Origin of the sequence: Thermomonas sp., from assembly GCF_019104945.1 — a bacterium.
Taxonomy (GTDB): domain Bacteria; phylum Pseudomonadota; class Gammaproteobacteria; order Xanthomonadales; family Xanthomonadaceae; genus Thermomonas.
Genome location: NZ_JAHRWW010000018.1, coordinates 14,895 through 41,033, shown reverse-complemented (window position 1 = coordinate 41,033; position 26,139 = coordinate 14,895). Strand labels below are relative to the sequence as shown.

The window sequence follows — 26,139 nt, the reverse complement described above, 5'->3', positions numbered from 1 at the left end:
GCGCGCCGCGTTCGCCCAGTTCGCTGGCAAAGCCATCGGGAAGGGCGTCAAGAAACTCGCTCGCTTTGGCCGAATCGGCTGCACGGCGCACTTCGGCATCGGTTGCTTCCAGCTTGCCATAGCGGATGTTGTCGGCCGCGCTGCTGGCAAAAATGACGGGCGCTTGCGGCACGATGGCGATGGCGCTGCGCAGATCAGACGGATCCAAGTCGGTGATTGTTTCACCATCCAGCAAAATGCGGCCAGTGTCTGGGTCGTGAAAGCGCAGCAACATTGAAATGACGGTGCTTTTTCCGGCCCCCGATGGCCCCACCAGTGCAACAGTTTCACCGGGTTTGACGTGCAGCGAAAAACCTTCCAGAGCCGGTGCGTCCGGGCGTTGTGGGTAGTGAAAGGTTACGTTATCGAAATGGATTTCGCCGTGTACGGGGGCAGGTAGTTGGCGCGGGTGCGTCGGTGCGGTAATGGCTGGCTGCTCTTCCATCAGCTCGTGGATGCGGCCCATGCCGCCTGCGGCCTTTTGCAGTTCGTTCCACACCTCGGCCAGCGCGCCCACCGAGCCGCCGCCGATCATGGCATACATGACAAATTGCCCAAGCGCGCCCGCGCTGAGTTTGCCGCCGATGACATCGTGTGCACCGGACCAAAGCACCACGATTACTGCGCCAAAAATCAGCGAAATGGCCACCACCGTTACGATGGCTTGGGCACCGATGCGCTTTTGCGCCGTGCCCACGGCGGCTGTCATCGCGCTGTCGTAGCGGCTGCGCTCGTAGCCCTCGCGTGCGTGTGCCTGCACCGTGCGCACAGCACCTAAGGCCTCGGTTGCCAGCGTGTTGGCGTCGGCGATGCGGTCTTGGCTGGCGCGTGAGGTTTTCTTGATGCGCCGCGCGCCAAGAATAATGGGGATAACCGCCATAGGAATGCCCAGCAGCGCCCACGCGGCCAGCTTGGGGCTGGTGACAAACATCATCACCAGTGAGCCAATGACCGTCACGCTACTGCGCAAGGCCACCGACATGCTTGATGCAATCACGCTGCGCAGCAGCTCCGCATCGGCGGTAAGGCGCGAAACCAGCTCGCCGCTGCGGCTGCGGTCGTAAAACCCGGCATCTAGCCCAAGCAGATGCGCATAAAGGCGGGTGCGTAAATCGGCCACCACTTTTTCACCCAGCAAGGTGACGAAGAAGTAGCGTGCGCCCGTGGCAAGCGCGAGGGCCAAAATAACGATCAGCACAAACCCAAAGGTCTGATCGATATTGCTGCCGCTCTTGAAGCCGTGGTCGATCATTTGCCGAAACGCCACCGGCAGGCTAAGTGTGGCCGTTGAAGAACAGGCAAGCGCAATCAGCCACGCAGTAAATAGCCCCGTATGCCGCCGCATAAAGGGCCAGAGGGCTTGCAGGGAACCGACGCGCGCTTTGGGTGAAACCGGGTCAGAAGCATTCATACGCGTAGTTTAACGGCTACGCGTGAGGCCCGCGCTGATCTGGATCGGCTCCACTTGCAATTGGCTTAAATTCCAATAGGTTATGGGCGCAGCGACGAGCGGCGTGGTGTTGGCGTTGGAATGCAGGCAAAATACGCTGTGGATAAGTGGTTTTGACTGGCTGAGATGTCTTTGGGGAATACGAAACAGCACCGCGGAAAGGGCATCCTTTCCGGAATCGCAGCGCAGCTAGCAGAAACACTGCCGGATGGCGCGTGCGTACAGGTGGGCTGGCATCATTTGATGCTGGGCGAAGGCCGTGTGTTCTCGGCTGAAACCGCTGCGCACCTAGTTGAGCCGGTTGTACCAGCACTGAGTCAGTCGTGGACGGGGCCGGAAGGCGTGCTGCTGAGCTTATCGGTCAGTGGTATGTCGATAGACGACACGTTTAGCCGCTATTGGCTGGCAAGTGCGATACAGCGCATCGATCAAGCCGTGCAGGCAGAGTTTTCGGAGCAAAAAATCACCGCGATACAGCGTTCGGAGAAGGTGCGACAAGCACTGTATGAAATTTCCGATTTGGCGGCCAGCAACCTAGATGTGGCCACCTTCTTGCGCCGAGTACATGTGATTGTTGGCGAACTTATGTTTGCCGAAAATTTTTACGTGGCCCTTTACGATCCGCTGCAAGAGACACTGCGGTTTTTGTATTACATAGATCAGCAAGACACGTTTAAGCCTGAGCTTGACCATAATTACGATGTCTCAGAGACAGATAGTTCGCTGACCCTTCAGTTGGTGCGCGGTGGGAAAGTGCTGCAGGGGGCGTCCGCCGACTTGTGCGAGCAGTTTGGTCTGCCCTTATCCGACGAGTGGGGGCCAGACAGTGCTGATTGGCTTGGCGTGCCTATGCTGCGTGATGGTCGGGCCGTTGGGGCGCTGGTGGTGCAGCACTACAGCCAGGCCAATATGTATGACGAAGACGACCGGGTGCTGCTGGGCTACATCGCCCAGCATGTGATGGTGGCCTTGGATCGAAGGGAAAGCCGCCGCCGATTGGAGCAGCGTGTTACCGAGCGCACTTCCGAACTGCAGCTGGCAAACGAGGTTTTACAATCCGAGGTGTTTGAACGCAAACGCATGCAGGAAGTGCAGCGCGTGCTGTTCAAAATTGCGGAGCTATCCACGAGTAGCGACAGCCTGCAGCATTTCTATGCGGAAATTCACACCGCTGTCAGCGAGCTTCTGTACGCCAATAATTTCTATATTGCGATGTTGTCGACGGACGGTCGCATGCTGGAGTTTCCGTATTCGGTCGATGAATTCGATCCGAATCGCCAAGCCCGCTCGTTATCAACGGGGCTTACTGAGCACGTCTTGAAAACAGGGCGTCCATTGCTGATCAATAAAGATTCGGTAATGACATTCCGCCAAAAAGGGCACGCACTTGGCTATGGAACTGTGGCCGAATGCTGGCTGGGCGTGCCGCTTGCAGACAACGACCGCGTGATTGGCGTGCTGGCCGTGCAGAGCTATTCACCGGATATTTTGTTTAACCCGCAAGACCAAGAACTATTGAGCTTTGTGGCCACGCAGATTGGCAGCAGCCTGTCGCGCAAGCAGGCGCAGGAGCGGTTAAAACTGGCCCACGCGAGCCTAGAGCAGCGCGTTGCCGAGCGTACCCGCGAGCTTGCCGACGCCAATATCGAACTACTGGAGCAAATTGGTGAGCGTGTGCGCATGGAGCGCAAGCTGGTGCATCAGGCTACCCACGATGCGCTTACCGGCTTACCTAACCGCGCGCAGCTTTTGGATCGCTTATCGCACGCGATCGCGATTGCTAGGGAGGGGAAGCACACCTGCTTTGCCGTTTTGTTTATGGATTTGGATCGCTTCAAACTGGTGAATGATAGCGTTGGCCATGCCGTGGGAGATGAGCTGCTGGTTGAGGCCGGGCGAAGAATTGCAGCGGCTGTTCGCGCCGACGATATGGTGGCGCGCCTTGGTGGTGATGAGTTCGCTATTTTGGCGGAAGGCTTGGATGGCCCATCGATGGCCGAAGACTTGGGGCGGCGCGTACTGGCGGCGCTGTCGATGCCGGTGTGGGTAGCAGGGCGCGAACTGTATCCACGTGCCAGCATTGGCATTGCAATGTGGGACCCGCGTTATCGCAATGGCGAAGACATGCTGCGCGATGCCGACGCCGCAATGTACCGCGCCAAAGGCGATGGCCGCGACCGCTGCACGCTGTTCGATGAAGAGATGCACCGCGATGCGATGCGTGCGCTGAATCTTGAAATGGATATGCGTCGCGCCATCCAAGCAGAGCGCTTTATCCCCTATTATCAGCCCATTGTATGCATGGATAGCGCTGAGGTCGTGGGTTATGAGGCGCTGCTGCGCTGGCGTCATGAGGTACATGGGCTGATGACGCCTGGCGAGTTTTTGGATGTAGGTGAAGACAGCGGTTTGATCGAAAATATCGATTGGCTGATGTATCAGCGCGTGATTGATGACCTTGCCGCGCATCCAGCGCTTGGTTATGTGGCGATCAACGTATCGCCGCGCCATTTCCGCAATGACGATTTCGCCGAGCGCCTGCTTGCCATGCTGCATTCTGCGGGCGTCGATCCTTCGCGCTTGCGGGTAGAAATTACCGAAGTGGCGCTAATGGACGATGCGCCCAAAACACTCGATATTCTTGCCACCCTGCGTGCAAACGGCATTTTGGTACAGCTTGATGACTTTGGTACCGGCTTTTCTGCGCTGTCGTATCTGCACCGGTTCCCCATTGCTAGCTTGAAAATCGACCGCAGCTTTGTGTCCGGTTTGACGCTAGACAAAGGCAATGAAAGTGAAGCGGTGATCCGCGCGATTGTGGCCTTGGCCGGGAGTTTGGGCATTGGGCTGATTGCCGAAGGCGTGGAAACCCCGCAGCAGCGCGAGCGCCTTTTGGCCTTGCATTGTCCTTATGCACAGGGCTACCTGTTTAGCCCGCCGCTGCCGTTGGCGCAGGTGCTCGGTTAGGGCGCATCCGGTAGTTTTTCGATGAGCTGCACACGCAGCTGGCCATCGCTAATGCGGGCTGTGAGCGTTTCACCTATGTGTACGTCGCTGCTTGTGCGCACCACGCTGCCACTCTCGCGCTGCAAGATACTGTAGCCGCGCGCCACCGTTGCCAATGGGCTGATCGCGTGTAGCGAGCGTGCCAACCCGCGTAGGTGCAGGGTGTCGTGCTGCAGGCGCTGGGCCATCAGTGTTTGTGGCCGCGTTGCGTAGCCTTGAAGCTGATAGCGCAGCCCTTGTAAGTGCTGCTGGATCACCTGCTGCAGACGCTGCTGTGCACGTTTTGCGCGGTCGTTCAACGCCGCGAGCCGCGCCTGCGGCTGGTGCGGCTGCAGGCGCAGAAAGGCGCGATCCAAGCGCTGCATGCGCTGCCGCTGTGCATTGGCTTGCTGCGTGTGCAGCTGCCGGTGCAGGGCGTGCAGGCGCGTGAGCAGTGCTGCTGCATCGGGCACAAGCAGTTCGGCCGCTGCTGAAGGCGTGGGTGCGCGCAGGTCGGCGGCATAGTCGCTGAGCGAAAAATCAGTTTCATGGCCCACAGCAGAAACTACCGGGGTTTGGCAGGCCGCAATCGCGCGCGCCAATGCTTCGTCATTGAATGCCCAAAGGTCTTCAAGTGAGCCGCCACCGCGCGCCAGCACAAGCACATCGTAACGGCCGCAGCGATCGGCCTGTTCTAGCCGCTGACGGATATGCGCCGCAGCGGTATCACCCTGCACCGGCACTGGCAGCAGTTCCACTTCCACCAGCGGAAAGCGCCTACGCAGCACACTGACGATGTCGCGAATGACCGCACCTGACGGCGAAGTGAGTACCGCGATTCGGCGCGGAAGCGCGGGCAGCGGGCGCTTGCGCGCCGCATCAAACAGCCCTTCGTCAGCCAATTTTGCTTTTAGGGCTTCATATGCGCGGCGCAGTGCGCCTTCGCCCGCTTCTTCCATGGTGTCTAACACCATTTGATATTCACCGCGCGCTTCGTAGAGCGTTAAGCGGCCGCGCGCCACGACCTTTGTACCTTCGCGAGGGGTAAAAGTCAGCCATTGGCTTTTAGGCTTGAACAAAGCGCAGCGCACCTGCGCGCGTGCATCCTTCAAAGTGAAATACAGGTGTCCCGAAGCGGGCCGCGCCAGATTGCCAATTTCCCCCTCCACCAACACATTGGGAAAACTGCCTTCTAGCAGGTCGCGGGCCAGCGTATTGAGCTGGCTGGGGGTCAAAATAGCGTCTTGGCGTGGCATGGCTACAAGCATAAGCCCTAGCAGCGCTAAAATAGGCGGATGAATCTTGAAACCAGCACCATCGCCTCTGAACGTCCCGACCGATTTGGCCCACTGCCGCGCCATATCACCCGCCAGGTTACTGTGGGCAATGTCAAAGTAGGTGGCGGTGCGCCGGTGGTCGTGCAGTCGATGACCAATACCGACACCGCCGACGTGGCATCCACCGCAAAACAAATCGCGGAGCTATGGCGCGCCGGGTCGGAGCTGGTACGCATTACCGTAAATACCGCCGCTGCGGCCGCGGCCGTGCCCAAGATCGTGGACAAACTTTCCATGATGGGCGTGCATGTGCCGATCATCGGCGACTTCCACTACAACGGCCATACGCTGCTGGCGAATGAGCCCGCCTGCGCTGAAGCGCTCGCCAAGTACCGCATTAACCCCGGTAACGTGGGTTTTGGCGCTAAAAAAGATACGCAGTTTGCGCAGTTGATCGAGTTTGCCTGTCGCAACAATAAACCAGTGCGCATTGGTGCGAACTGGGGTTCGCTCGATCAGTCGCTCGCCACGCGGCTGATGGACGAAAACGCGCAGCGCGCCGCGCCTTGGGAAGCAGGGCGGGTGATGCGTGAGGCGTTGATCCTGTCGGCGCTGGAATCGGCACAACGTGCAGTGGAGCTGGGCCTTCCTGCTGAAAAAATCATTTTGAGTGCGAAAGTGAGCGGTGTGCAGGAGCTCATTGCGGTGTACCGCGACTTGGCCGCACGCAGTAATTTTGCTCTGCATTTAGGGCTTACCGAAGCGGGTATGGGCAGCAAGGGTATGGTGGCGTCCAGTGCGGCGCTTGGTGTGCTGCTGCAGGAAGGTATTGGCGATACGATCCGTATCTCGCTGACGCCAGAACCGGGCAGCTCGCGCACGAAAGAAGTGATCGTTGCGCAAGAGCTATTGCAGACGATGGGGCTGCGCGCATTCACGCCGATGGTGACCGCTTGCCCGGGCTGTGGCCGCACGACGTCGGAGTTTTTCCAAGAATTAGCGCGCGATGTGCAAGAACATGTGCGCGCCAAAATGCCGGAGTGGAAAATCAGCCACCCCGGTGCTGAAAATATGACGCTAGCGGTGATGGGCTGTGTGGTGAATGGGCCGGGCGAATCGCGCCACGCCAATATCGGCATTTCTTTGCCGGGCACCGGCGAAGCGCCATCTGCACCCGTGTTTGTGGATGGAGAAAAGACAGTAACGCTACGCGGCGAGCACATCGCGCAAGACTTCATTACCTTGATTGATGATTATGTGAACAAACACTATCGCTCGGGTATGCAACGATAGTCCGAGTTTCTGGCGTTTCTGCGTTATATAGAGTGTCAGGTTGGTGTCGGGGGGCATCTATGGCAGGCAAGCGCTTCAGTGTTCCGCTGTATCTCTACATCACCTTGCTGTCGATGGCATTGGTGGTGATTACAGGGGAAGTGCTGCGCTGGTACGGCGACGCCATCCCCGGCGAGTTGGAATTTTTTCTATTAGTGCTTGGTGCGGGCATCACCGCACTTTTGGTGTCAAGGCGCATCGTTGCACCGCTGGCACAACTTGCAGATGAGGCCGAAGCGATTCGCCGCTTCGACTTCACCGACCACCCGATGATTCGTTCGCAAGTACGCGAGATCGATGGGCTGGGGGCCGCGTTTGACTTGATGCGCGATACACTGCGTCGCTTTTTGCGGATCAACCGGCGCTTGGCTGTGGAGACCGATTTTGAAACGCTACGCCCTTGGCTGCTCGATCGGCTGGTTGACATTGCCAGTGCGCGCGCGGGCGTTCTTTATTTAATTGACACAGAAACCGATGCCCTGCGCGCTACGGCCTTCGACGTGGAAGGGGGGAGGGCCAAGCCCGCACCAGAATTACCCCTGCTTCGCCCAGAGGCAATGCCCAGCCTCATGGCGCAGGCGCATGCCACGATGCTGCCGCTAAGCGGCACGCTGCACGAAGCGGAACTGCACACGCTTGGCCTAGACCCGGTGCTGAGTGTGCTGTCCACGCTAGCGATGCCGCTGCGGGATCGCAGTGATCAATTGCTGGGCATGCTATTGCTATTCAAAGACGATGAAATTGACGACGCAACGATTAGTTTTATTACCGCGGTTGCGGCCAGCGCTGCTACCTCACTAGAGACTCAAGAATTACTGCGTAGCCAAAAGGCGTTGGTAGAAGCCACCATTCATATGGTGGCCAATGCCATCGACTCGAAAAGCCCTTACACCAGTGGCCACTGCTCGCGCGTTCCGGAGCTAACCTTCATGCTGGCGCGCGCGGCCTGTGACGCAGAAGAGGGGCCGTTTGCCAATTATCAGCTCAATGCAGAGGAGTGGGAGGCGTTGCAAATTGCGGGCTGGCTGCACGACTGCGGCAAGGTGGTTACGCCGGAATATGTGGTGGACAAGGCCACTAAGCTCGAAACGATCCATAACCGAATCCACGAAGTGCGCACCCGTTTTGAGGTACTTAAACGTGATGCGGAGATCACCTACTGGCGCGGCCTTGCCGAAGGCGGCGATGCTACCGTTTTGCAGGCGCAGCGCGATGCGCTTGTGCAAATGCTCGATGCGGAATTTGCGTTTGTTGCACAGTGCAATATCGGCGGTGAGTTTCTTTCCAATGCGGCGCGTGAGCGCCTGCAGTTGATCGGGCAGCGGCGCTGGTTACGCACGCTGGACGACCGGCTGGGCTTGTCCCGCGATGAACTGGAGCGCTGCGTGCAACCCGCGCCAACGCTGCCGGCAGAGGAACAGTTGTTGTCCGATAAGCCCGAGCAGCGCATTCCACGTGCAGCCAACGAGTACGTGCACGATAACGCGCGCTGGGGGTTCCAAATGGACGTGCCCGAGCTGCTGTATAACCGTGGCGAGCTGCATAACCTTGGCATTAGTCGCGGCACGCTGACGGCGGAAGAGCGCTATAAAATTAACGAGCACATCGTGCTGACCATCGAAATGCTGGGCGCGCTGCCTCTTCCGAAATATCTACGTGCTGTTCCTGATATTGCCGGGGGGCATCACGAAAAATTAGATGGCACCGGCTATCCGCGCAAGCTCAATGCGGGGCAGCTCAGTCTTGAAACGCGGATGATGGCGATTGCCGATATTTTTGAAGCACTCACCGCGGGTGACCGCCCGTACAAGCCGGGCAAAACACTGCACGAAGCGTTGGGAATCATGGCGAAGATGCGCGATACCGCACATATCGACCGCGATCTATTCGCGCTATTTTTGCGCTCGGGTGTCTATCACGACTACGCCGAGCGCTTTTTGCATTCCGAACAACTTGATGAAGTGCGGATCGAGGACTACCTCTAGCCCTCTTACATGCGAAATACGCCAAACCGCGTGCGTTCTTCGATGGGTGCATTGAGCGATGCCGACAGCCCTAAGCCCAGTACACGGCGGGTATCGGCAGGGTCGATGATGCCATCGTCCCACAGCCTTGCGCTGGCGTAATACGGGTTGCCTTGGTCTTCATATTGCTGACGAATGGGCGACTTGAACGCGTCCTCTTCTTCCGGTGTCCAAATGCCACCCTTAGCCTCGATCCCGTCGCGTTTAACGGTAGCCAGTACGCTGGCCGCCTGTTCGCCCCCCATCACGCTGATGCGCGCATTCGGCCACATCCACATAAAACGCGCGCCATAAGCGCGGCCGCACATGGCGTAGTTGCCCGCACCGAAGCTACCGCCAATCACCACGGTGAACTTAGGAACGTGTGAGCAAGCCACCGCCGTCACCATCTTGGCGCCATCTTTGGCGATGCCCGCCTGTTCGTATTTTTTGCCCACCATAAAGCCAGTGATGTTTTGCAAGAACACCAGCGGGATGCCGCGTTGGTTGCACAGTTCGATGAAATGCGCACCTTTAAGCGCCGACTCGGAAAATAAGATGCCGTTGTTGGCAATAATGCCAACGGGGTAGCCGTGCAGATGTGCAAAGCCAGTGATAAGGGTCTTGCCGTAGCGTGCTTTGAATTCCTGCAGATCGCTGCCGTCGGTGATGCGCGCAATGACTTCACGAATATCGAACGGGCGGCGTGCATCCTTCGGCACGATGCCGTAAAGCTCTTCGGCAGGGTAGAGCGGTTCGCGTGCTGGCTGCGTGGTTACCGGCAATACTTTCTTGCGGTTGAGGTTGCGCACGATATTGCGTGCAATTTCCAGTGCGTGGCGATCGTCTTCGGCAAAATGATCGGCCACGCCAGAAATACTGGTGTGTACGTCAGCGCCGCCAAGTGTTTCGGCATCCACCACCTCGCCCGTAGCGGCTTTCACTAGGGGCGGGCCGCCGAGGAAGATCGTGCCCTGTTCTTTCACGATCACCGACTCATCGCACATCGCCGGAACATAAGCGCCACCAGCGGTGCAGCTTCCCATCACCACCGCGATTTGTGGGATGTTCTCGGCGCTCAGCCGCGCTTGGTTGTAGAAGATGCGGCCAAAATGCTCTTTATCGGGAAAAACTTCGTCTTGCAGCGGCAAGAACGCACCGCCCGAATCCACCAAATAGACACAGGGCAGGTTGTTTTCACGCGCCACTTCCTGCGCGCGCAGGTGTTTTTTTACCGTCATCGGGAAATAGGTGCCACCTTTGACGGTGGCATCGTTGGCCACGATGACCACTTCTTGCCCCATCACTCGGCCAATTCCGCAGATCATCCCGGCGGCAGGTGCGGCGCCGTCGTACATGTCTTCGGCGGCCAGCGGGGCGATTTCAAGGAACGGCGAACCCGGATCGAGCAGGGCGTCGATGCGCTCACGCGGCAGCAGTTTGCCGCGCGCGGTGTGCTTGGCGCGGGCTTTTTCACCGCCACCATCGGCCGCGCGGGCAAGGCGACGATCTAATTCAGCTACCAGTGTGCGCTGGTAGTCGGCATTGTCGAGAAAGTCCTGCGAACGCGGGTCGATCTGGGAAATCAGAGCGGGCATGCGGTGCATCCTTGGCCAATTAGCCCATAAGGATACCGCGTTGCACCATCTTTCCGGCTCCAGTCTGCGACAATAGCGGGCCATTTGTCGTGTTTTTCGCCGTGGCTCGCCTCGATCAAACCCCTAAAACTCTTACCGTTTCCGACCTGAGCCACGATGGCCGTGGCGTTGCACATTGGCCAGAAGGCCACGCACAGGCGGGGAAGGCTGTCTTTGTTGCCGGTGCGCTGCCCGGTGAAACCGTGTCGGTGCAGCAGACCGCACGCTCGAAGCATTTTGATGAAGCCAAAACGCTGGAAGTGCTGCAGGCCTCGCCCGATCGCGTGACGCCGCGTTGCCCGCATTTCGGTGTGTGCGGTGGCTGCGTGCTGCAGCATTTAGACGAAAGCAAACAGATCACCTATAAGCAGCAGGTGTTACTGGATAACTTGCAGCGCATCGGCCATGTAGCGCCTGCTTCGGTGCTCGCGCCGCTGCAGGCTGAGAGTTGGGGTTACCGCCGCAAAGGGCGGCTATCGGTGCGCCGCGTCGAGAAGAAAGATAAAACGCTGGTGGGGTTTCGTGAACAAGACCCGCGCTTTGTGGCCGATCTGCGCGAATGCCATACCGTCGTTCCACAGCTGGGCTTCAAGCTGAATGCCTTAGGTACGCTGGTCGATGGCATGGACGGCCGTCGCGATATTCCGCAGATCGAGTTTATTTCAGGTGACGCGGCCACCGCGCTGGTGTTTCGCCACCTGCAGCCACTTTCGGAACATGATCGTGTCAAGCTTGACGCATTTGGCCGCGAGCACGGGTTCACTATTTTTCTGCAGCCCGGTGGTCTTGACTCAGTACACCCGCTAAATGACGAGCCAGCAGTGCTGTCTTTCCATTTGCAGCAGTGGAATGTTGAACTGAACTTCCGTCCGCTAGATTTTATTCAAGTCAACGCCAAGCTCAATGATGCAATGATCGCGCGCGCGCTGGACTTGCTTGACGTGCAGCCGGGCGAGCGCGTTCTGGACTTGTTTTGTGGGCTGGGCAATTTCACCTTGCCACTGGCGCGTGTAGCGGGTGAAGGTGCTGTGGTGGGTGTTGAAGGCGATGCCGGGCTAGTGGCGCGTGCGCGTGCCAATGCCGTGCATAACGGCTTCAACAATGTGCAGTTTTACACCGCCGACCTTGCCCAAGACCTCGCCGGGCAGCCGTGGCTGAAGGCTGGTTTCGATAAACTCTTGCTTGATCCGGCACGTGCAGGCGCGCTAGAGGTGTTAAATCAGCTGCCGCTAAAAGGGCTGAAGCGTATCGTGTATGTAAGCTGCCACCCCGGCTCGCTCGCGCGCGATGCGGGCTATTTGGTTAATGAACGCGGCTGGGCGCTACGCGAAGCGGGGGTGATGGACATGTTTCCGCATACGGCGCATGTTGAGTCGATCGCGGTGTTTGATCCACCCAAGAAGGGCTAACGCATGGGTATTGAGATCGAGCGCAAGTTTCTTGTTCAAGGCGATGCCTGGCGTGCCTTGGCGCACAAGGTCGTGCCGATGGCGCAGGGCTATCTCAATGACCTTGCCTTGGTGAATACCGGCGCGATGCGCGCTTCGGTGCGCGTGCGCTTAGAGGGCGATGAAGCGCGGCTCAATATCAAGTCGCGTGAGCTTGGCGCGAGCCGTCAAGAATTTGAATATGCAATTCCCGTGAGCGATGCTCAAGCATTGCTGGCGCTATGCGTGGGCGGGCGCGTGGAGAAGCATCGCCACTACGTGCAGCACGAAGGCCATCTTTGGGAAATTGACGAGTTTTTGGGTGATAACGCTGGGCTGGTCGTGGCTGAAATTGAGCTGCAAAGTGAGAACGAAACTTTTTCACGGCCAAGCTGGCTTGGCGCCGAAGCCACGCACGCGCCGCGCTACTACAATCTTGCTTTGGCCGATCGCCCATATTCGCAATGGCGCGAAGACGAGCGGCAAGCGCTGGACTTATAAAGGACACATAGATGCTGTTAATTGGCGTTGCCGGGCTTGAGCTCACCGCACAAGAGCGCGATTGGTTGCAGCATAGCGCTTGCGCGGGGCTGACCCTGTTTGCGCGTAATTTCGCGTCACAGCAGCAGGTGTTTGAACTCACCCAAGCGATTCGCGAAGCCGCAGCGCGTCCACTGCTGATCTGCGTCGATCAAGAAGGTGGCCGCGTGCAGCGCTTTCGCGACGGCTATAGCAAATTGCCTGCGCTACATGGTTTTGAAGCACTGTATCAGCGCGATCCGGAAACGGCGCTGCAATCTGCCCGCGAACACGCTTGGCTCATGGCCAGTGAGGTGCGCGCCAGCGGCCTAGACCTGAGCTTTGCGCCGGTGGTGGATCTGGCCCGCGGCAACCGCGCCATTGGCGACCGCGCTTTTGCCGAAGACCCACAGATAGTGGCCGCGCTTACGTGTGCCTATATCGAGGGTATGCACGAAGCAGGCATGGCCGCCACGCTCAAACATTTCCCGGGGCATGGATCGGTCTTGGAAGACACCCATTTTGATGCGGCGGTGGATCCGCGCTCGTTGGATGTTATGCGCGAAACTGACCTTGTTCCGTTTTCTGCAGGTATTGCCGCGGGTGCCGATGCTGTAATGATGGCGCACGTTATTTACCCAAACATTGCTCCAGAACCCGCAGGCTGCGCGCCGCGTTGGATCAACGACATTTTGCGCGGCGAAATGGGCTTTCGCGGCGTGGTGTTTTCCGATGATATCGGCATGGCTGCGGCAGGCGCGGTGGGCGGCATAAAAGCCTGTATCGACGCGCATTTGGACGCAGGCTGCGACGTGGTCTTAGTGTCCAAACCCACGCAGGCTGAAGAAGCGTTGCAGGCGGTGCAGCACCGCAGCCTCAATACGCTGGCGCTCACAGGGCTCATTGGGCGCGGGCCGATGGCGTGGGATAGCCTGCTTGCCAATACGCGGCATGCAGGTGTACAGCAGCAGCTCGCCGATGTTTTGGTGCCAGAATTAAAGACCGATGCGCTATCCGGCGCGATCAATATTGGAGATGTGGCATGACGATGCCAAAGCTAAAGGACGCGCTGCCGTCTTCGCATGTGCTGTTTGAACGCGATGTGCTGGAAACTGAAATCATGCGCATGGCAGACGAAATCTGCGCAGCCTATGCAGAAGACGAAGTGCCGCTGTTTATCACCGTGATGAACGGTGGCCTGCCGTTTGCCGCGCAGCTGGGTTTTGCGCTGGGTGAGCGCGGCTTAGATTTGCAATACGACTATCTACACGCTACCCGCTACCGCGGCCAGACCACCGGCTCGGGCTTGGCGTGGCTGCATCGCCCGGCCACGCCGATGGCGGGGCGCAAGGTGCTATTGGTCGACGATATTTTGGACGAAGGCCATACTCTGCTGGCGGTCAAGCAGTGGTGCGAGGATCAGGGCGCAGCAGAGGTGCGTATTGCCGTGCTTGCGGAAAAAGTGCACGACCGCTGCGTGGACGGCATCCAAGCGCAGCATGTGGGGGTGCAAGTGCCGGATGCGTTTGTATTTGGCTACGGCATGGATTATTACGAACAGGGGCGCAATCTTCCGGCGATTTACGCGCTGGCGGACTAGTACCGTAGGCCGCCCTGGCATTGTATTGACGGACACGCCGTGAATACATCCATGTAGGCTTCTCGGCGGCATCCTTGCCGCCGAGAGTCCGTCAATACAACACCAGGGTAGCCCTGTGTGAATGTAAGGAAGAGCATTGCTATGACGATTGATCTTGCCGTTATCGGCGGCACCGGCGTGTATGCATTGGGAGAGCTGGCCGACGTTGAGACCGTGCAGCCACAAACCGCCTATGGCGCACCTTCTGGCCCTATTCGTATTGGTCGCTTTGCAGGCAAACGCGTAGCGTTTTTAGCGCGGCACGGCGAAGGTCACTCGCTACCACCGCATAAAATCAATTACCGGGCAAACTTGGCCGCATTAAAAGCGGTGGGCGCGGCGCGCGTGCTGGCGCTCAATACCGTGGGCGGCATTACCAAAGCCTATGGCCCGCGGGTGCTGGCCTGCCCAGACCAGCTGATTGATTACACCTGGGGGCGCGTTTCAACGCTGTGCGAAGAACCGGGCAGTGACGTGCTGCACGTAGATTTTGGTGATCCGTACACACCATCCCTGCGGCGCGAAGTGCTTGCAGCAGCGCAGCGCGCTGGCGTCACATTAGTGGATGGCGGCTGCTATGGCGCCACCCAAGGCCCACGTTTGGAAACCAAGGCTGAAATTGCGCGGATGCGCCGTGATGGCTGCGATTTGGTGGGTATGACCGGCATGCCCGAAGCTGGGCTGGCGCGCGAGTTGGGGCTGGATTATGCCTGCCTTGCGATCGTGGCCAATTGGGCCGCAGGGGCCGGGCCGGATGTGGATGAAGTCATCACCCTACAAGACGTGTTGGATAACGTCGCGGCGGCAATGGATGGCGTGCCCAAGCTATTGCAAACGTTACTAGAAGGATAAACGGTACATTTGCAAGTGCTAAAGGGCTTGCACATCCCGTAAGTTGTTGCATACTCGCGCGGTGGCGCCGAGGGGAGCGGCACACAGGCGCCACAATGCCTGTTCCACCATCCATCGCTTTGTATGAGGTTTATGTATCCATGCAGTACGGTACTGTGAAGTGGTTTAACGACGGTAAGGGGTTTGGTTTTATTGCACCGGAAGACGGCAGCGCAGATGTGTTTGTGCACTTCTCTGCTATCGATTCGAAAGGCTTTCGCAGCCTGCAAGAAGGCCAGCGCGTGAGCTATGAAGTGCAGCAGGGCGCCAAGGGCGCACAGGCAGCAGGCGTTAAGCCGGTTGCATAAGACTTAGATGATGAAGCCCGCAGCGTCTGTGCTGCGGGCTTTTTTAATGGGCGCGTTAACTGCGCTTCAACCCTTTTAACGCATCGGCCATGGCGCTATTAAACGGCGCTTTTTGCTGCATCTGCTGCGGAGCACGTGGGGCAGGGCGTTGGCCGCGTCCAGCGGGCGCACTGCTACGTTGATCGGGTAAATCGCGGCTATCACCGATGGGGTCATCCATGCGGCGGGTAAGGGCAATACGCTTGCGCGCCACGTCCACTTCTAGCACCTTCACCTTCACGATATCGCCCGCTTTGACCACCTCGCGCGGGTCTTTAACGTAGCGGTCGGACAGTGCAGAAATGTGGATCAACCCGTCTTGATGCACGCCAATATCCACAAACGCCCCAAATGCAGCGACGTTGCTAACCACGCCTTCTAGCACCATACCGGGGCGAAGATCTTTGATGTCTTCAACACCCTCGGCAAACTGCGCCGCTTTGAATTCAGGGCGAGGGTCGCGGCCGGGTTTTTCGAGTTCTTTCAAAATATCGCGAATGGTGGGAACGCCGAATTTTTCGTCGGTAAACTGCTCTGGCTTGATCGAACGAAGAAAGCTGGCGTCGCCAATGATTTGCTTCACCTGTTTGCCGCCGGCCGCCAAAATGCGCTCCACCACAGGGTAGGCTTCAGGGTGAACGGAAGAGGCGTCCAGCGCCTGCTCGCCGTCCATGATGCGCAAGAACCCTGCGCATTGTTCAAACGTTTTGTCACCTAGGCGCGGTACCTTCAGCAGCGCCTTGCGCGACTTGAACGCGCCGTTAGCATCGCGGTGCGCCACGATGTTTTCGGCCACCGTAGTTGAAAGCCCGGACACCCGCGCCAGCAATGCACTAGACGCCGTGTTTACATCAACGCCCACCGCGTTCACGCAGTCTTCCACCTTGGAATCGAGCGCCTTGGCCAAACGATACTGATCCACATCGTGTTGATACTGGCCCACGCCAATCGCCTTGGGATCAATTTTGACAAGTTCGGCCAGCGGGTCTTGCAGGCGGCGTGCAATGGAAACTGCGCCGCGTAGCGATACGTCGAGATTGGGAAACTCTTTCGCGGCCAGCTCCGAAGCCGAATATACCGAGGCACCGGCTTCGCTGACCACGATCTTTTGCATTTTTTGTTCGGGCAGGAACTTCAGTAGATCGCCTGCGAGCTTGTCGGTTTCACGCGAGGCGGTGCCGTTGCCGATGGCGATCAGTTGCACGCCGTGGGCGGCGCACAGTTTTTTGAGTGCAATTAGCGATTGATCCCACTGCCGCTTGGGCTCGTGTGGATAGATCGTGTCGGTGGCTACCAGCTTGCCAGTGGCATCGACTACGGCCACCTTCACGCCGGTACGCAGGCCGGGGTCCAGCCCCAGCACTGCCTTCGGGCCTGCGGGAGCGGCCAGTAGCAGGTCTTTGAGGTTATCGCCAAAGACCGCAATCGCCTCGGCTTCGGCCTGCTCGCGTGCTTGGTTGAAAAGATCCAGCAGCAGGTGCAGATGAATTTTCGCGCGCCATGCGAGGCGGCAGGCGTTACGCAGCCATGCATCGGCCGCGCGGCCCTGCACATCAATCCCTGCCTGTTTGGCGATGCGGCCTTCGGCATACAGATGGCCCGCTTCCACGTCGGCACCGGGGTCTAGTTCAAGTTGTAAAAACTCCTCGCGGCGGCCGCGCAGCAGGGCCAGCATCCGGTGCGAAGGAATTTTGGAAATGGCTTCGGCGTGGTCGAAGTAGTCGCGGTATTTTTCGCCCGCCGTTTCTTTGCCTTCCACCACCTTGGCGTGGATTAGGCCGTTTTGGTGCAACCAGTCGCGCAATTCGCCAAGTAGCGCCGCGTCTTCACCCCAACGCTCGATCAAAATAGCGCGCGCGCCTTCCAGCGCCGCTTTCGCGTCGGCGACGCCCTTTTCTGCATCCACAAAGCCTGCTGCAAACTCCTCGGGAACGAGGCTGGGATTGCCTAATAAGCCATCTGCCAGTGGCTCAAGCCCAGCTTCACGCGCAATTTGCGCACGGGTGCGGCGCTTCTGCTTATAGGGAAGATACAGGTCTTCAAGGCGCGATTTGCTATCGGCCGCTTCAATGTCAGCGCGCAGTTCGTCGGTGAGTTTTCCTTGCTCGGCAATGCTAGAAAGAATGCTGGCGCGACGGTCTTCCATCTCGCGCAGATACGTCAGGCGAACTTCAAGATTACGCAGTTGCGTGTCATCTAGGCCGCCGGTGACTTCTTTACGGTAGCGGGCGATGAAGGGCACGGTGGCGCCTTCGTCGAGCAGTGCGACAGCGGCCTGCACCTGCGCGGGCTGCGCCGCAATTTCCGTAGCGATGGTGTGGGCAATTTTGCGCGCAAGCGCGGTGGAGAGTTCGGTCATGCGGGGGTAAATAGTTACAACAAGAGCCCCCATTGTCGCCGCAGCGAGCGTCTTGTGTAAGCTTGACAGATGAGTATCGACCTTATCCGTTATCTTGCCCGTATTGGCTATGACGGGCCGCTGCAGCCGAATGCCGCGCTTTTGCACGCGCTTACACAGGCGCATACGTCGGCGATCCCGTTCGAAAACTTGGACGTGCTGCTCAAGCGCCCCATCCGTTTGGAGTTGGATGCGGTTTTTGAAAAACTCGTGAACGCACGCCGTGGTGGCTATTGTTTCGAGCAAAACGGCCTGTTTTTACAGGTGCTGCAACAGCTTGGCTATCACGCCAGGCCTTTAGCGGCGCGGGTGCGCCTGCGCGCCAAAGATCGCAGCGAAATTCCCGTGCGCACGCATTTGTTTATCGCAGTTGAGCTGGATGGGCAAACTTGGCTCACCGATGTGGGCATCGGTGGGCTGTCGCTGACGGGTGCGATTTTATGGCAGGCCGATATCGAACAGGACACCCCGCACGAAAAACGCCGCCTACAATACGAGCAGGGCCGCTGGTTTCACCAAGCGTGGCAAAACGAACAATGGGTGGACGTGTATGAATTTACCGGCGAGCCGATGCTGCCGCCCGATTGCAAAGTGGCCAGTTGGTACACCAGTACCCATCCAGATTCCAGCTTTATGCAGCAGCGCGTGCTGGCGCGTGCGTTGCCAAACGGCGGGCGTTTAGCGTTATTAGGAAATGAGCTGCGGCGGCGTAATCAGCAAGGTGAGGTAACGCTTACCATCATCAGCGACGACATGCTGCCCAGCATCCTGCAAGAGCGCTTCGGGCTTCCGTGGCCGCTATAACCTAGAAGCAGTGCAAATTTTTACATGACGAAAGCACCCAAGATCGCGTAAGCTTACGCCGCTGCCCGGATGGCGAAATAGGTAGACGCAAGGGACTTAAAATCCCTCGGTGGAAACACCGTGCCGGTTCGATTCCGGCTCCGGGCACCACTTCCAGACAGAAGGGGGGTTATGTCTAGGTACTCCGCGTACTACGCCAGCATTCTGTTGACGGCGGCATCACTGCTTCTTGTTTTTTGGCACCCGCATGCGTGGTGGCTGGTGGCTATTTTTGGTGGCCTGATGTTGCTGGGCACCGCTGATTTGCTTCAGCACAAAAGTACGCTGCGGCGCAATTACCCGCTACTGGCGCATTTTCGCTACGGGCTTGAAACCATCGGCCCGGAAATTCGCCAGTATTTCATTCAGGCCGATACCGACAAGGCGCCATTCTCGCGCGACCAGCGCGCCTTGGTGTATCAGCGTGCGAAACACGTCAACGACGTGCGTCCGTTCGGCACGCTGCGCGATGTTTATCGAAACGATTACGAATGGATCAACCATTCGCTTGCGCCTACGGAAGTTGGCGATCACGACTTTCGTATTGTGATCGGCGAACACTGCAAACAGCCGTATTCGGCCAGCGTGTTCAATATTTCAGCAATGAGCTTTGGTGCGCTGTCGGCGGCGGCTATCCGTGCGCTTAATGGTGGCGCTAAGCGCGGTGGCTTCTATCACGACACTGGCGAAGGTTCGATCTCCCCCTATCACCGCGAGGCCGGTGGCGACTTGGTGTGGGAATTAGGCTCGGGTTATTTTGGCTGCCGCAATCACGATGGCACGTTTAACGAGCAGCGCTTTGCTGAGCAGGCCAAAGACCCTCAGGTCAAAATGATCGAAGTGAAGCTCTCGCAAGGGGCTAAGCCTGGGCATGGTGGGGTGCTGCCAGCGGCGAAGCTTTCGGCAGAAATCGCGGCCACGCGCGACGTACCAATGGGGCAAGATTGCGTATCCCCCGCCCGCCATTCGGCATTTTCCACGCCGTTGGAGCTGCTGCAGTTTGTTGCGCATTTGCGTGAAGTGTCGGGTGGCAAACCCACCGGCTTCAAACTGGCTATTGGCCACCCGTGGGAATGGTTTGGTATTGCCAAGGCCATGCAAGAAAGCAACCTCTTGCCGGATTTCATCGTAGTTGATGGGGGCGAGGGCGGCACTGGGGCGGCACCGGCGGAGTTTGTGGATCACGTAGGCGTGCCAATGCACGAAGGCCTAATGCTAGTGCACAACACGCTGGTGGGCTTGGGGCTGCGCGACCGCATCAAAATTGGCGCGGCCGGCAAGGTGGTGAGCGCGTTTGATATTGCACGCACGCTGGCACTAGGTGCGGACTGGTGTAACGCTGCGCGCGGTTTCATGTTTGCGTTGGGCTGCATCCAGTCGCTGAGCTGCCATACCAACCGTTGCCCCACCGGCATTGCCACGCAAGACCCAAAACGCTGGAAGCATTTGGACGTGCCCGATAAAACCACGCGGGTGTTTGAGTTTCACGACAACACCCTGCGTGCATTGCGCGATCTACTGTGTGCGGCTGGGCTTTCGCATCCAGACGAGCTGGGGCCCGAGCACATTCTGCGCCGCGTCTCAGGCACCGAGATCCGGTCACTGGCCACGCTGTACCGCCAAATCAAGCCCGGTAGCCTGCTACAGGGACATATGCCCGAACATGCGGTCTTCCGCGAGTTTTGGCATGAGGCACGCAGTGATGCCTTTATTCCACCTTCGCATGTTGCAAAGCTACGGAGCAGCAAGTCGATCTGATAGCCTGTGCAGCATCATTTTTATGTGCTCGCAGTCTTGAACGTCGCCCTGTCTCATCTCGATCGGCTTGAAGCCGAAAGCATCCATATCTTGCGCGAAGTGGCGGCGGAGTTCCGCAACCCCGTGCTGCTGTATTCCGTTGGCAAAGACAGCTCGGTGCTGCTGCATCTGCTGCTGAAAGCGTTTTATCCCGCGCGCCCGCCCATTCCGCTGCTGCATGTGGACACCACGTGGAAGTTTCACGAAATGATCGGGTTTCGTGATCGCCGTGCTCAGGAAACCGGCGTGACTCTGCACGTGTACAGCAACCCCGACGGTATTGCGCAGGGCATTGGCCCGATCTCCCATGGCGCAACGGTGCATACCGATGTGATGAAAACCCAAGCGCTGAAGCAGGCGCTTGATAAGTATGGGTTTGATGCCGCCATTGGCGGTGCGCGTCGCGATGAAGAAAAATCGCGCGCAAAAGAGCGCATCTTCAGCTTCCGCAACGAACAACACCGCTGGGACCCGAAGAACCAGCGCCCTGAGCTGTGGAACCTGTATAACGCCCGCATCCACAAGGGGGAATCGGTGCGCGCATTCCCGCTCTCCAACTGGACCGAGCTGGATATTTGGCTGTATATCTTCCGCGAAAAAATCGAAGTGCCTTCGCTGTATTTCGCCAAAGAACGCCCGGTGGTGGAACGCGATGGTGCACTAATTATGGTGGACGACGATCGCCTGCCGCTGCATCCGGGCGAAACGCCAAAAATGCAGCGCGTGCGCTTCCGCACCTTGGGCTGCTATCCGCTTACCGGCGCGATTGAATCCGAAGCCGATACCTTGGAAAAAATTATTGCTGAAATGCTGGTGAGCACCACATCAGAACGGCAGGGGCGGGTGATCGACCAGGATCCTTCTGCTTCGATGGAGAAGAAAAAGCAGGAGGGTTATTTCTGATGCTAACCAATACCGCCGAGGCGCATGTAAGCGCCTACCTGCAGCAGCACGAAACCAAAGGCCTGTTGCGCTTTATCACCTGCGGCAGCGTGGACGATGGTAAAAGCACGCTGATTGGCCGCCTGCTGCACGACACCAAATTGCTGCTCGACGACCAAGTGAGCGCGCTTGAAGCCGATAGCCTCAAGCACGGCACGCAAAATGGTGAAATCGACTTCGCGCTGCTGGTGGATGGTCTCGCCGCTGAGCGCGAGCAAGGCATCACCATCGACGTGGCCTACCGTTTCTTCGGCACCGACCGGCGCAAATTCATCGTTGCCGATTGCCCCGGTCATGAGCAATACACCCGCAATATGGCCACCGGTGCGTCCACTGCCGACGTCGCCGTGGTGCTGGTGGATGCGCGCAAAGGCCTGCTCACGCAAACCCGCAGGCATAGCTATATCGTCAAACTGTTAGGGATCAACCGCGTGGTACTGGCGGTCAATAAAATGGATCTGGTCGATTTTGATCAGGCCGTTTTTGACGGTATTGCTGCGCAATATCGCGAACTGGCGGCGCATCTGGGAATTGAGCACGTACACTGCGTGCCGCTATCGGCGCTGCGCGGCGACAATATGATCGAGCGCTCGCCGCATACTCCGTGGTACACCGGCCCCGCGCTGCTGGAGTGGTTAGAAACCGTTCCCGCCGACCATCACGACACGGCCACCGCATTCCGCTTGCCGGTGCAGTGGGTGTGCCGCCCCAACCAAGATTTTCGCGGTTTTGCAGGCACTGTGGTGGCCGGGCAAGCACGCCCAGGCGATACCGTTGTGGTGTTGCCTTCCGGGCAGCGCTCGCAGATCGCCCGCCTTGTGACCGCAGACGGCGACCTCGCAGAGGCCAGCGAAGGGCAGGCCATCACCGTAACCTTGGTCGATGAAATCGACGCCAGCCGTGGCGATGTCATCGTCTCTTCCGAACAGCCTTTGGAAGTGGCTGACCAATTCGCCGCGCATCTTTTGTGGATGGGCGATGAGCACTTGCTGCCGGGGCGGCCCTACCTTCTCAAAATCGGTACCCGCACCGTGGGTGCGTCGGTGACCGAGATCAAGCATAAGGTGGACGTCAATACCCAAGAGCAGCTGGCGGCCAAGAACCTCACCTTGAACGAAGTGGGTTTTTGCAACCTGCATCTTGATCAACCGGTGCCGTTCTCAAGTTACGCGGAAAGCCGCGCACTGGGCGGCTTCATCTTGATCGATCGGCAAACCAATGCCACCGTCGCTGCGGGCACGCTGGAATTTGCCCTGCGCCGCGCCGGGAATATCCACTGGCAACATCTCGATGTAGATAAGCGCGCGCGCGCCGCGATCAAATACCAAAGGCCGCGCTGCCTGTGGTTTACAGGGCTTTCGGGCGCGGGCAAATCCACCATTGCCAATGTCTTGGAGAAGAAGCTGCAGGTGCTAGGCAAGCACACCTATGTGCTTGATGGTGACAACGTGCGCCACGGGCTGAATAAAGACCTCGGCTTTACCGACGAAGACCGCGTGGAAAATATCCGCCGCGTGGCCGAAGTGGCCAAGCTGATGACAGATGCCGGGTTGATTGTGTTGGTGAGCTTCATCAGCCCATTCCGCGCCGAGCGTGAGTTGGCACGCGAGCTGTTTGATCCGGGTGAATTTCTTGAAATTTATGTGGACACCAGCCTAGCGGAGGCCGAGCGCCGCGACGTCAAGGGGCTATACGCCAAGGCGCGCAAGGGCGAACTACGCAACTTTACCGGTATCGATTCGCCCTACGAAGCACCGGAGCACCCCGAGCTGCATCTGCGCACCGCACAGGCCGACCCCGCTGGGCTGGCCGACCAAGTGCTGACAGCATTGGGGCTAGATGTGCACGACTTCGGCTTATAAGCCAACACAGGCTTAGGTGCCGCTATGCGGAGGGTTATCCACAGGATATCCCGAGACTTGTCTGCAACACCTTCGGCCCAATGCGCACTAGGATAGACGGCTTCAAACACTAACCACCGGCCCCTGATAACGGGTCGGTGTGGAGCCCTGATTTGCCCAAGAATGCCCGACCCGGCCAGCGTTCCGACGCCAGCTTTCAAACCCGCAACGACCAACGCATCGACCAGCTGCGCGTGCCGCCGCAGTCGATCGAGGCCGAGCAATCGGTGCTGGGCGGGCTGATGCTGACGCAAGAAGCGTTCGATCGCGTGGCCGATCAGCTCAATGAAGAAGACTTCTACCGCCGCGATCACCAACTGATCTACCGTGCCATTCGCGAGCTGGTGGAAAAAAGCCGCCCCTGCGACGCGGTGACGGTGGGTGAGTGGTTTGCTTCACAAGGCCAGTCTGAAATCGTTGCGGGTGGTGCTTATTTGGTGGAACTGGCCTCCAGTACCCCCAGCGCCGCCAATATCAAGGCTTATGCCGATATCGTGCGCGACAAAGCGGTGCAGCGCCGCCTGATTGACGTGGGCACGGCGATTGTCAACGATGGCTTTCAGCCGGAGGGGCGTGACTCATTAGAACTTCTGGCCAAGGCCGAGCAAGAAGTATTCGCCATTGCCGAAAGTCATTCACGCGGCAAGCAAGACTTCACCCCGATCAAACGCGCACTTACCGAAGCCTTCGACGTACTACAAAAACGCGCCGAAAACGGCAGCGGGGTGACCGGCCTGCCCACCGGTTATAACGAATTCGATCAAATGACCGCGGGCCTGCAGCCCACCGATCTCATCATCTTGGCTGCGCGTCCCGCGATGGGTAAAACCACGTTCGCACTGAATATCGCCGAATACGGCGCACTGAAATCGAAGAAAGCCGTAGCGGTGTTTTCGATGGAAATGTCGGCCTCGCAGCTGGCCCTGCGTTTGATCTCATCGCTGGGCCGTGTCAACGCTTCGCGCCTACGTACCGGCGATCTGGAAGACGACGATTGGAGCCGCGTACAGGGCGCCATTGGGCAAATGAACGGAGTCAAAGTCTTTATCGACGACACGCCCGGCCTGTCGCCAGAAGTGCTGCGTGCCAAGGCGCGCCGTCTGAAACGCGAACACGACCTTGGCCTGATCGTGATCGACTATCTACAACTGATGGCGGTGCCGGGTAATAACGAAAACCGCGCCACCGAAATTTCGGAAATCAGCCGCTCGCTAAAAGGGCTTGCGAAAGAATTGAATGTGCCGGTGATTGCACTGTCGCAGCTCAACCGTTCGTTGGAATCGCGCACCGACAAACGCCCGGTGATGGCCGACTTACGCGAATCCGGCGCGATCGAACAAGACGCAGACATGATCATCTTCATTTACCGCGACGAGTACTACAACAAAGAAAACTCGCCGGACAAAGGCCTCGCCGAGATTATTATCGGCAAGCACCGTAACGGCCCCACCGGCAGCTTCAAACTGAAATTCTTTGGCGAATACACGCGTTTCGATAATCTTGCCTACGACACCACCGGCAGCTTTGAGTAAGCCATGAACGACGCCCTGCAGCAGCGGCCCACCCGCATCGTGGTGGATTTAGACGCGCTGACGGATAACTTCAACGCGATCCACCAGCGTGTGGGTGTGCCGGTCATGGCTATTCTGAAAGCTAATGCCTACGGCCACGGCCTTGTGCCGGTGGCGCAGCATATGCAGCGGCAGGGCGTGCAGCAGATCGGTGTGGCCTTTGTCGAAGAGGGCATCACGCTGCGGCAAGCAGGGATCACGACACCCATCCTAGTGCTGGGCGGTATCCTGGGCAGACAAGCCGCGCAGCTGATTGAGCACAACCTTGAAATTACCGTGTCTTCGCTCGATAAGCTGCGTAAGGTGGAAGAGGCTGCGCAGGCGCTGGGACGCAAAGCGGTAATCCACCTCAAGATTGACACCGGCATGGAGCGTATCGGTGTGCATAGTTATTCCTGCGGGTCGATGATCGAAGCGGCGATCACGTCGCAATGGTGCGAGATCAAAGGCATCTATTCGCATCTTGCCTGCGCCGATGATCCGTCTTCGCCCATGACTGCACTGCAGCTAGAGTGTTTTCACGAAGCCTGCGCGCATTTCACCCGGCTGGGCGCGCCCATGCCTATTCGCCATTTGGCTAATTCGGGCGGCGTGCTGCACTTCCCCGATACTTGGCTGGACATGGTTCGGCCCGGCATCTTGTTCTATGGCATCTTGCCAGACCCCGCCGCGCAGGCCACGGTAGCGGTGCGCCCCGCGTTGTCGCTGCTTTCGCAAGTGGTGTATTTCAAAGTGGTGCGCGCCGGACACTCGGTGAGCTACGGCGCAACCTGGACGCCCACGCACGACACCCGCGTGGTCACCATCCCCATTGGTTACGGCGACGGCTATCCACGCGCACTTTCAAACAAAGGGGATGTGCTCATTCGCGGCCAGCGCCACCCCATCGTGGGGCGCGTGTGTATGGACCAATTCATGGTGGATCTTGGCGCAGACGGCACCGCTTATAACGGCGATGATGTGGTGTTGATAGGCGAGCAGGGCGGTCAACGCATCAGTATCGAAGACGTGGCGCAGCGCTCCGATACGATCGCCTACGAGCTGCTCACGCGTCTGAACGAGCGCATTCCGCGCGAATATCTCAACCGGCGCTAAACGCTAGCGCCGCCGTTCATATTCAGGCCATCCAGCATTGGCTAAC

Annotated in this window: 19 protein-coding genes and 1 tRNA gene; 16 read left to right on the top strand and 4 right to left on the bottom strand. The window is 58.4% G+C overall.

Going from position 1 to position 26,139, the window contains the following annotated elements:
* The coding region (locus tag KUL77_RS05325; protein ID WP_297144264.1) for an ABC transporter transmembrane domain-containing protein at positions 1-1,450 on the bottom strand (1,450 nt) is incomplete at its 3' end.
* Positions 1,451-1,615: 165 nt separating this feature from the next.
* Here KUL77_RS05325 and KUL77_RS05320 point away from each other — a divergent pair.
* Positions 1,616-4,456, top strand: coding sequence for an EAL domain-containing protein (locus KUL77_RS05320; protein ID WP_297144263.1), 2,841 nt, complete (start codon positions 1,616-1,618; stop codon positions 4,454-4,456).
* On the opposite strand, the gene xseA is transcribed toward KUL77_RS05320, so the two are convergent.
* Positions 4,453-5,730 carry an exodeoxyribonuclease VII large subunit gene (gene xseA / locus KUL77_RS05315; protein WP_297144262.1) on the bottom strand — a complete coding sequence of 426 codons (1,278 nt, stop codon included), beginning with the start codon at positions 5,728-5,730 and terminating at the stop codon, positions 4,453-4,455. The genes KUL77_RS05320 and xseA overlap by 4 nt on opposite strands.
* Before the next feature lie 39 nt (positions 5,731-5,769).
* Here xseA and ispG point away from each other — a divergent pair, with 39 nt between their 5' ends.
* Positions 5,770-7,044 carry a flavodoxin-dependent (E)-4-hydroxy-3-methylbut-2-enyl-diphosphate synthase gene (ispG, locus tag KUL77_RS05310; RefSeq protein ID WP_297144261.1) on the top strand — a complete coding sequence of 425 codons (1,275 nt, stop codon included), beginning with the start codon at positions 5,770-5,772 and terminating at the stop codon, positions 7,042-7,044.
* A gap of 59 nt (positions 7,045-7,103) precedes the next feature.
* Entirely contained in the window at positions 7,104-9,068 is a 1,965-nt protein-coding gene (locus KUL77_RS05305) for an HD domain-containing phosphohydrolase (protein WP_297144260.1), read from the top strand.
* Between the two features lie 5 nt (positions 9,069-9,073).
* Here the strand turns inward: KUL77_RS05305 and KUL77_RS05300 are convergent, their stop codons facing one another.
* A complete protein-coding gene (locus KUL77_RS05300) occupies positions 9,074-10,684 on the bottom strand; it encodes a carboxyl transferase domain-containing protein (RefSeq protein WP_297144259.1) in 1,611 nt (536 codons plus the stop codon).
* Between the two features lie 89 nt (positions 10,685-10,773).
* Between KUL77_RS05300 and rlmD the strand changes: the two genes are divergently transcribed.
* From rlmD to KUL77_RS05270, 6 genes are all read left to right on the top strand, one after another.
* Entirely contained in the window at positions 10,774-12,132 is a 1,359-nt protein-coding gene (gene rlmD, locus KUL77_RS05295) for a 23S rRNA (uracil(1939)-C(5))-methyltransferase RlmD (RefSeq protein ID WP_297144258.1), read from the top strand.
* A gap of 3 nt (positions 12,133-12,135) precedes the next feature.
* Positions 12,136-12,651 carry a CYTH domain-containing protein gene (locus tag KUL77_RS05290; RefSeq protein ID WP_297144257.1) on the top strand — a complete coding sequence of 172 codons (516 nt, stop codon included), beginning with the start codon at positions 12,136-12,138 and terminating at the stop codon, positions 12,649-12,651.
* Between the two features lie 11 nt (positions 12,652-12,662).
* On the top strand, positions 12,663-13,715 hold the full coding sequence (gene nagZ / locus KUL77_RS05285) for a beta-N-acetylhexosaminidase (protein ID WP_297144256.1): 1,053 nt from the start codon (positions 12,663-12,665) through the stop codon (positions 13,713-13,715).
* Entirely contained in the window at positions 13,712-14,269 is a 558-nt protein-coding gene (locus tag KUL77_RS05280; RefSeq protein WP_297144255.1) for a hypoxanthine-guanine phosphoribosyltransferase, read from the top strand. Before nagZ ends, KUL77_RS05280 begins: the two co-directional genes overlap by 4 nt.
* 141 nt (positions 14,270-14,410) lie before the next feature.
* Positions 14,411-15,160, top strand: a complete 750-nt coding sequence (locus tag KUL77_RS05275) for an S-methyl-5'-thioinosine phosphorylase (protein ID WP_297144254.1) — start codon at positions 14,411-14,413, stop codon at positions 15,158-15,160.
* Positions 15,161-15,300: 140 nt separating this feature from the next.
* Entirely contained in the window at positions 15,301-15,507 is a 207-nt protein-coding gene (locus KUL77_RS05270; RefSeq protein ID WP_297144266.1) for a cold-shock protein, read from the top strand.
* A 55-nt stretch (positions 15,508-15,562) separates the two neighbouring features.
* Here KUL77_RS05270 and KUL77_RS05265 read toward each other — a convergent pair whose 3' ends face one another.
* Positions 15,563-17,905, bottom strand: a complete 2,343-nt coding sequence (locus KUL77_RS05265; RefSeq protein ID WP_297144253.1) for a Tex family protein — start codon at positions 17,903-17,905, stop codon at positions 15,563-15,565.
* A 69-nt stretch (positions 17,906-17,974) separates the two neighbouring features.
* Here KUL77_RS05265 and KUL77_RS05260 point away from each other — a divergent pair, with 69 nt between their 5' ends.
* The 7 genes from KUL77_RS05260 (at position 17,975) to alr (ending at position 26,093) form a co-directional block, all read left to right on the top strand.
* The gene (locus tag KUL77_RS05260; protein WP_297144252.1) at positions 17,975-18,748 is read left to right on the top strand and encodes an arylamine N-acetyltransferase; all 774 of its coding nucleotides are present in this window, start codon (positions 17,975-17,977) and stop codon (positions 18,746-18,748) included.
* Between the two features lie 63 nt (positions 18,749-18,811).
* Positions 18,812-18,898, top strand: a tRNA-Leu gene (locus KUL77_RS05255).
* Between the two features lie 21 nt (positions 18,899-18,919).
* Complete coding sequence (locus tag KUL77_RS05250; protein ID WP_297144251.1) at positions 18,920-20,545, top strand: FMN-binding glutamate synthase family protein; 1,626 nt, start codon at positions 18,920-18,922, stop codon at positions 20,543-20,545.
* Positions 20,546-20,581: 36 nt separating this feature from the next.
* Positions 20,582-21,487: a sulfate adenylyltransferase subunit CysD gene (cysD, locus tag KUL77_RS05245; protein WP_297144265.1), complete on the top strand. Its 906-nt coding sequence runs from the start codon at positions 20,582-20,584 to the stop codon at positions 21,485-21,487.
* A complete protein-coding gene (gene cysN / locus KUL77_RS05240) occupies positions 21,487-23,388 on the top strand; it encodes a sulfate adenylyltransferase subunit CysN (protein ID WP_297144250.1) in 1,902 nt (633 codons plus the stop codon). The genes cysD and cysN overlap by 1 nt, the downstream gene beginning before the upstream one ends.
* Positions 23,389-23,540: 152 nt before the next feature.
* Positions 23,541-24,959 (top strand): replicative DNA helicase, encoded by a 1,419-nt coding sequence (locus tag KUL77_RS05235; RefSeq protein ID WP_297144249.1) that lies wholly within the window; start codon positions 23,541-23,543, stop codon positions 24,957-24,959.
* 3 nt (positions 24,960-24,962) lie between these two features.
* Positions 24,963-26,093 carry an alanine racemase gene (gene alr, locus KUL77_RS05230; protein WP_297144248.1) on the top strand — a complete coding sequence of 377 codons (1,131 nt, stop codon included), beginning with the start codon at positions 24,963-24,965 and terminating at the stop codon, positions 26,091-26,093.
* Positions 26,094-26,139: the final 46 nt, after the last annotated feature.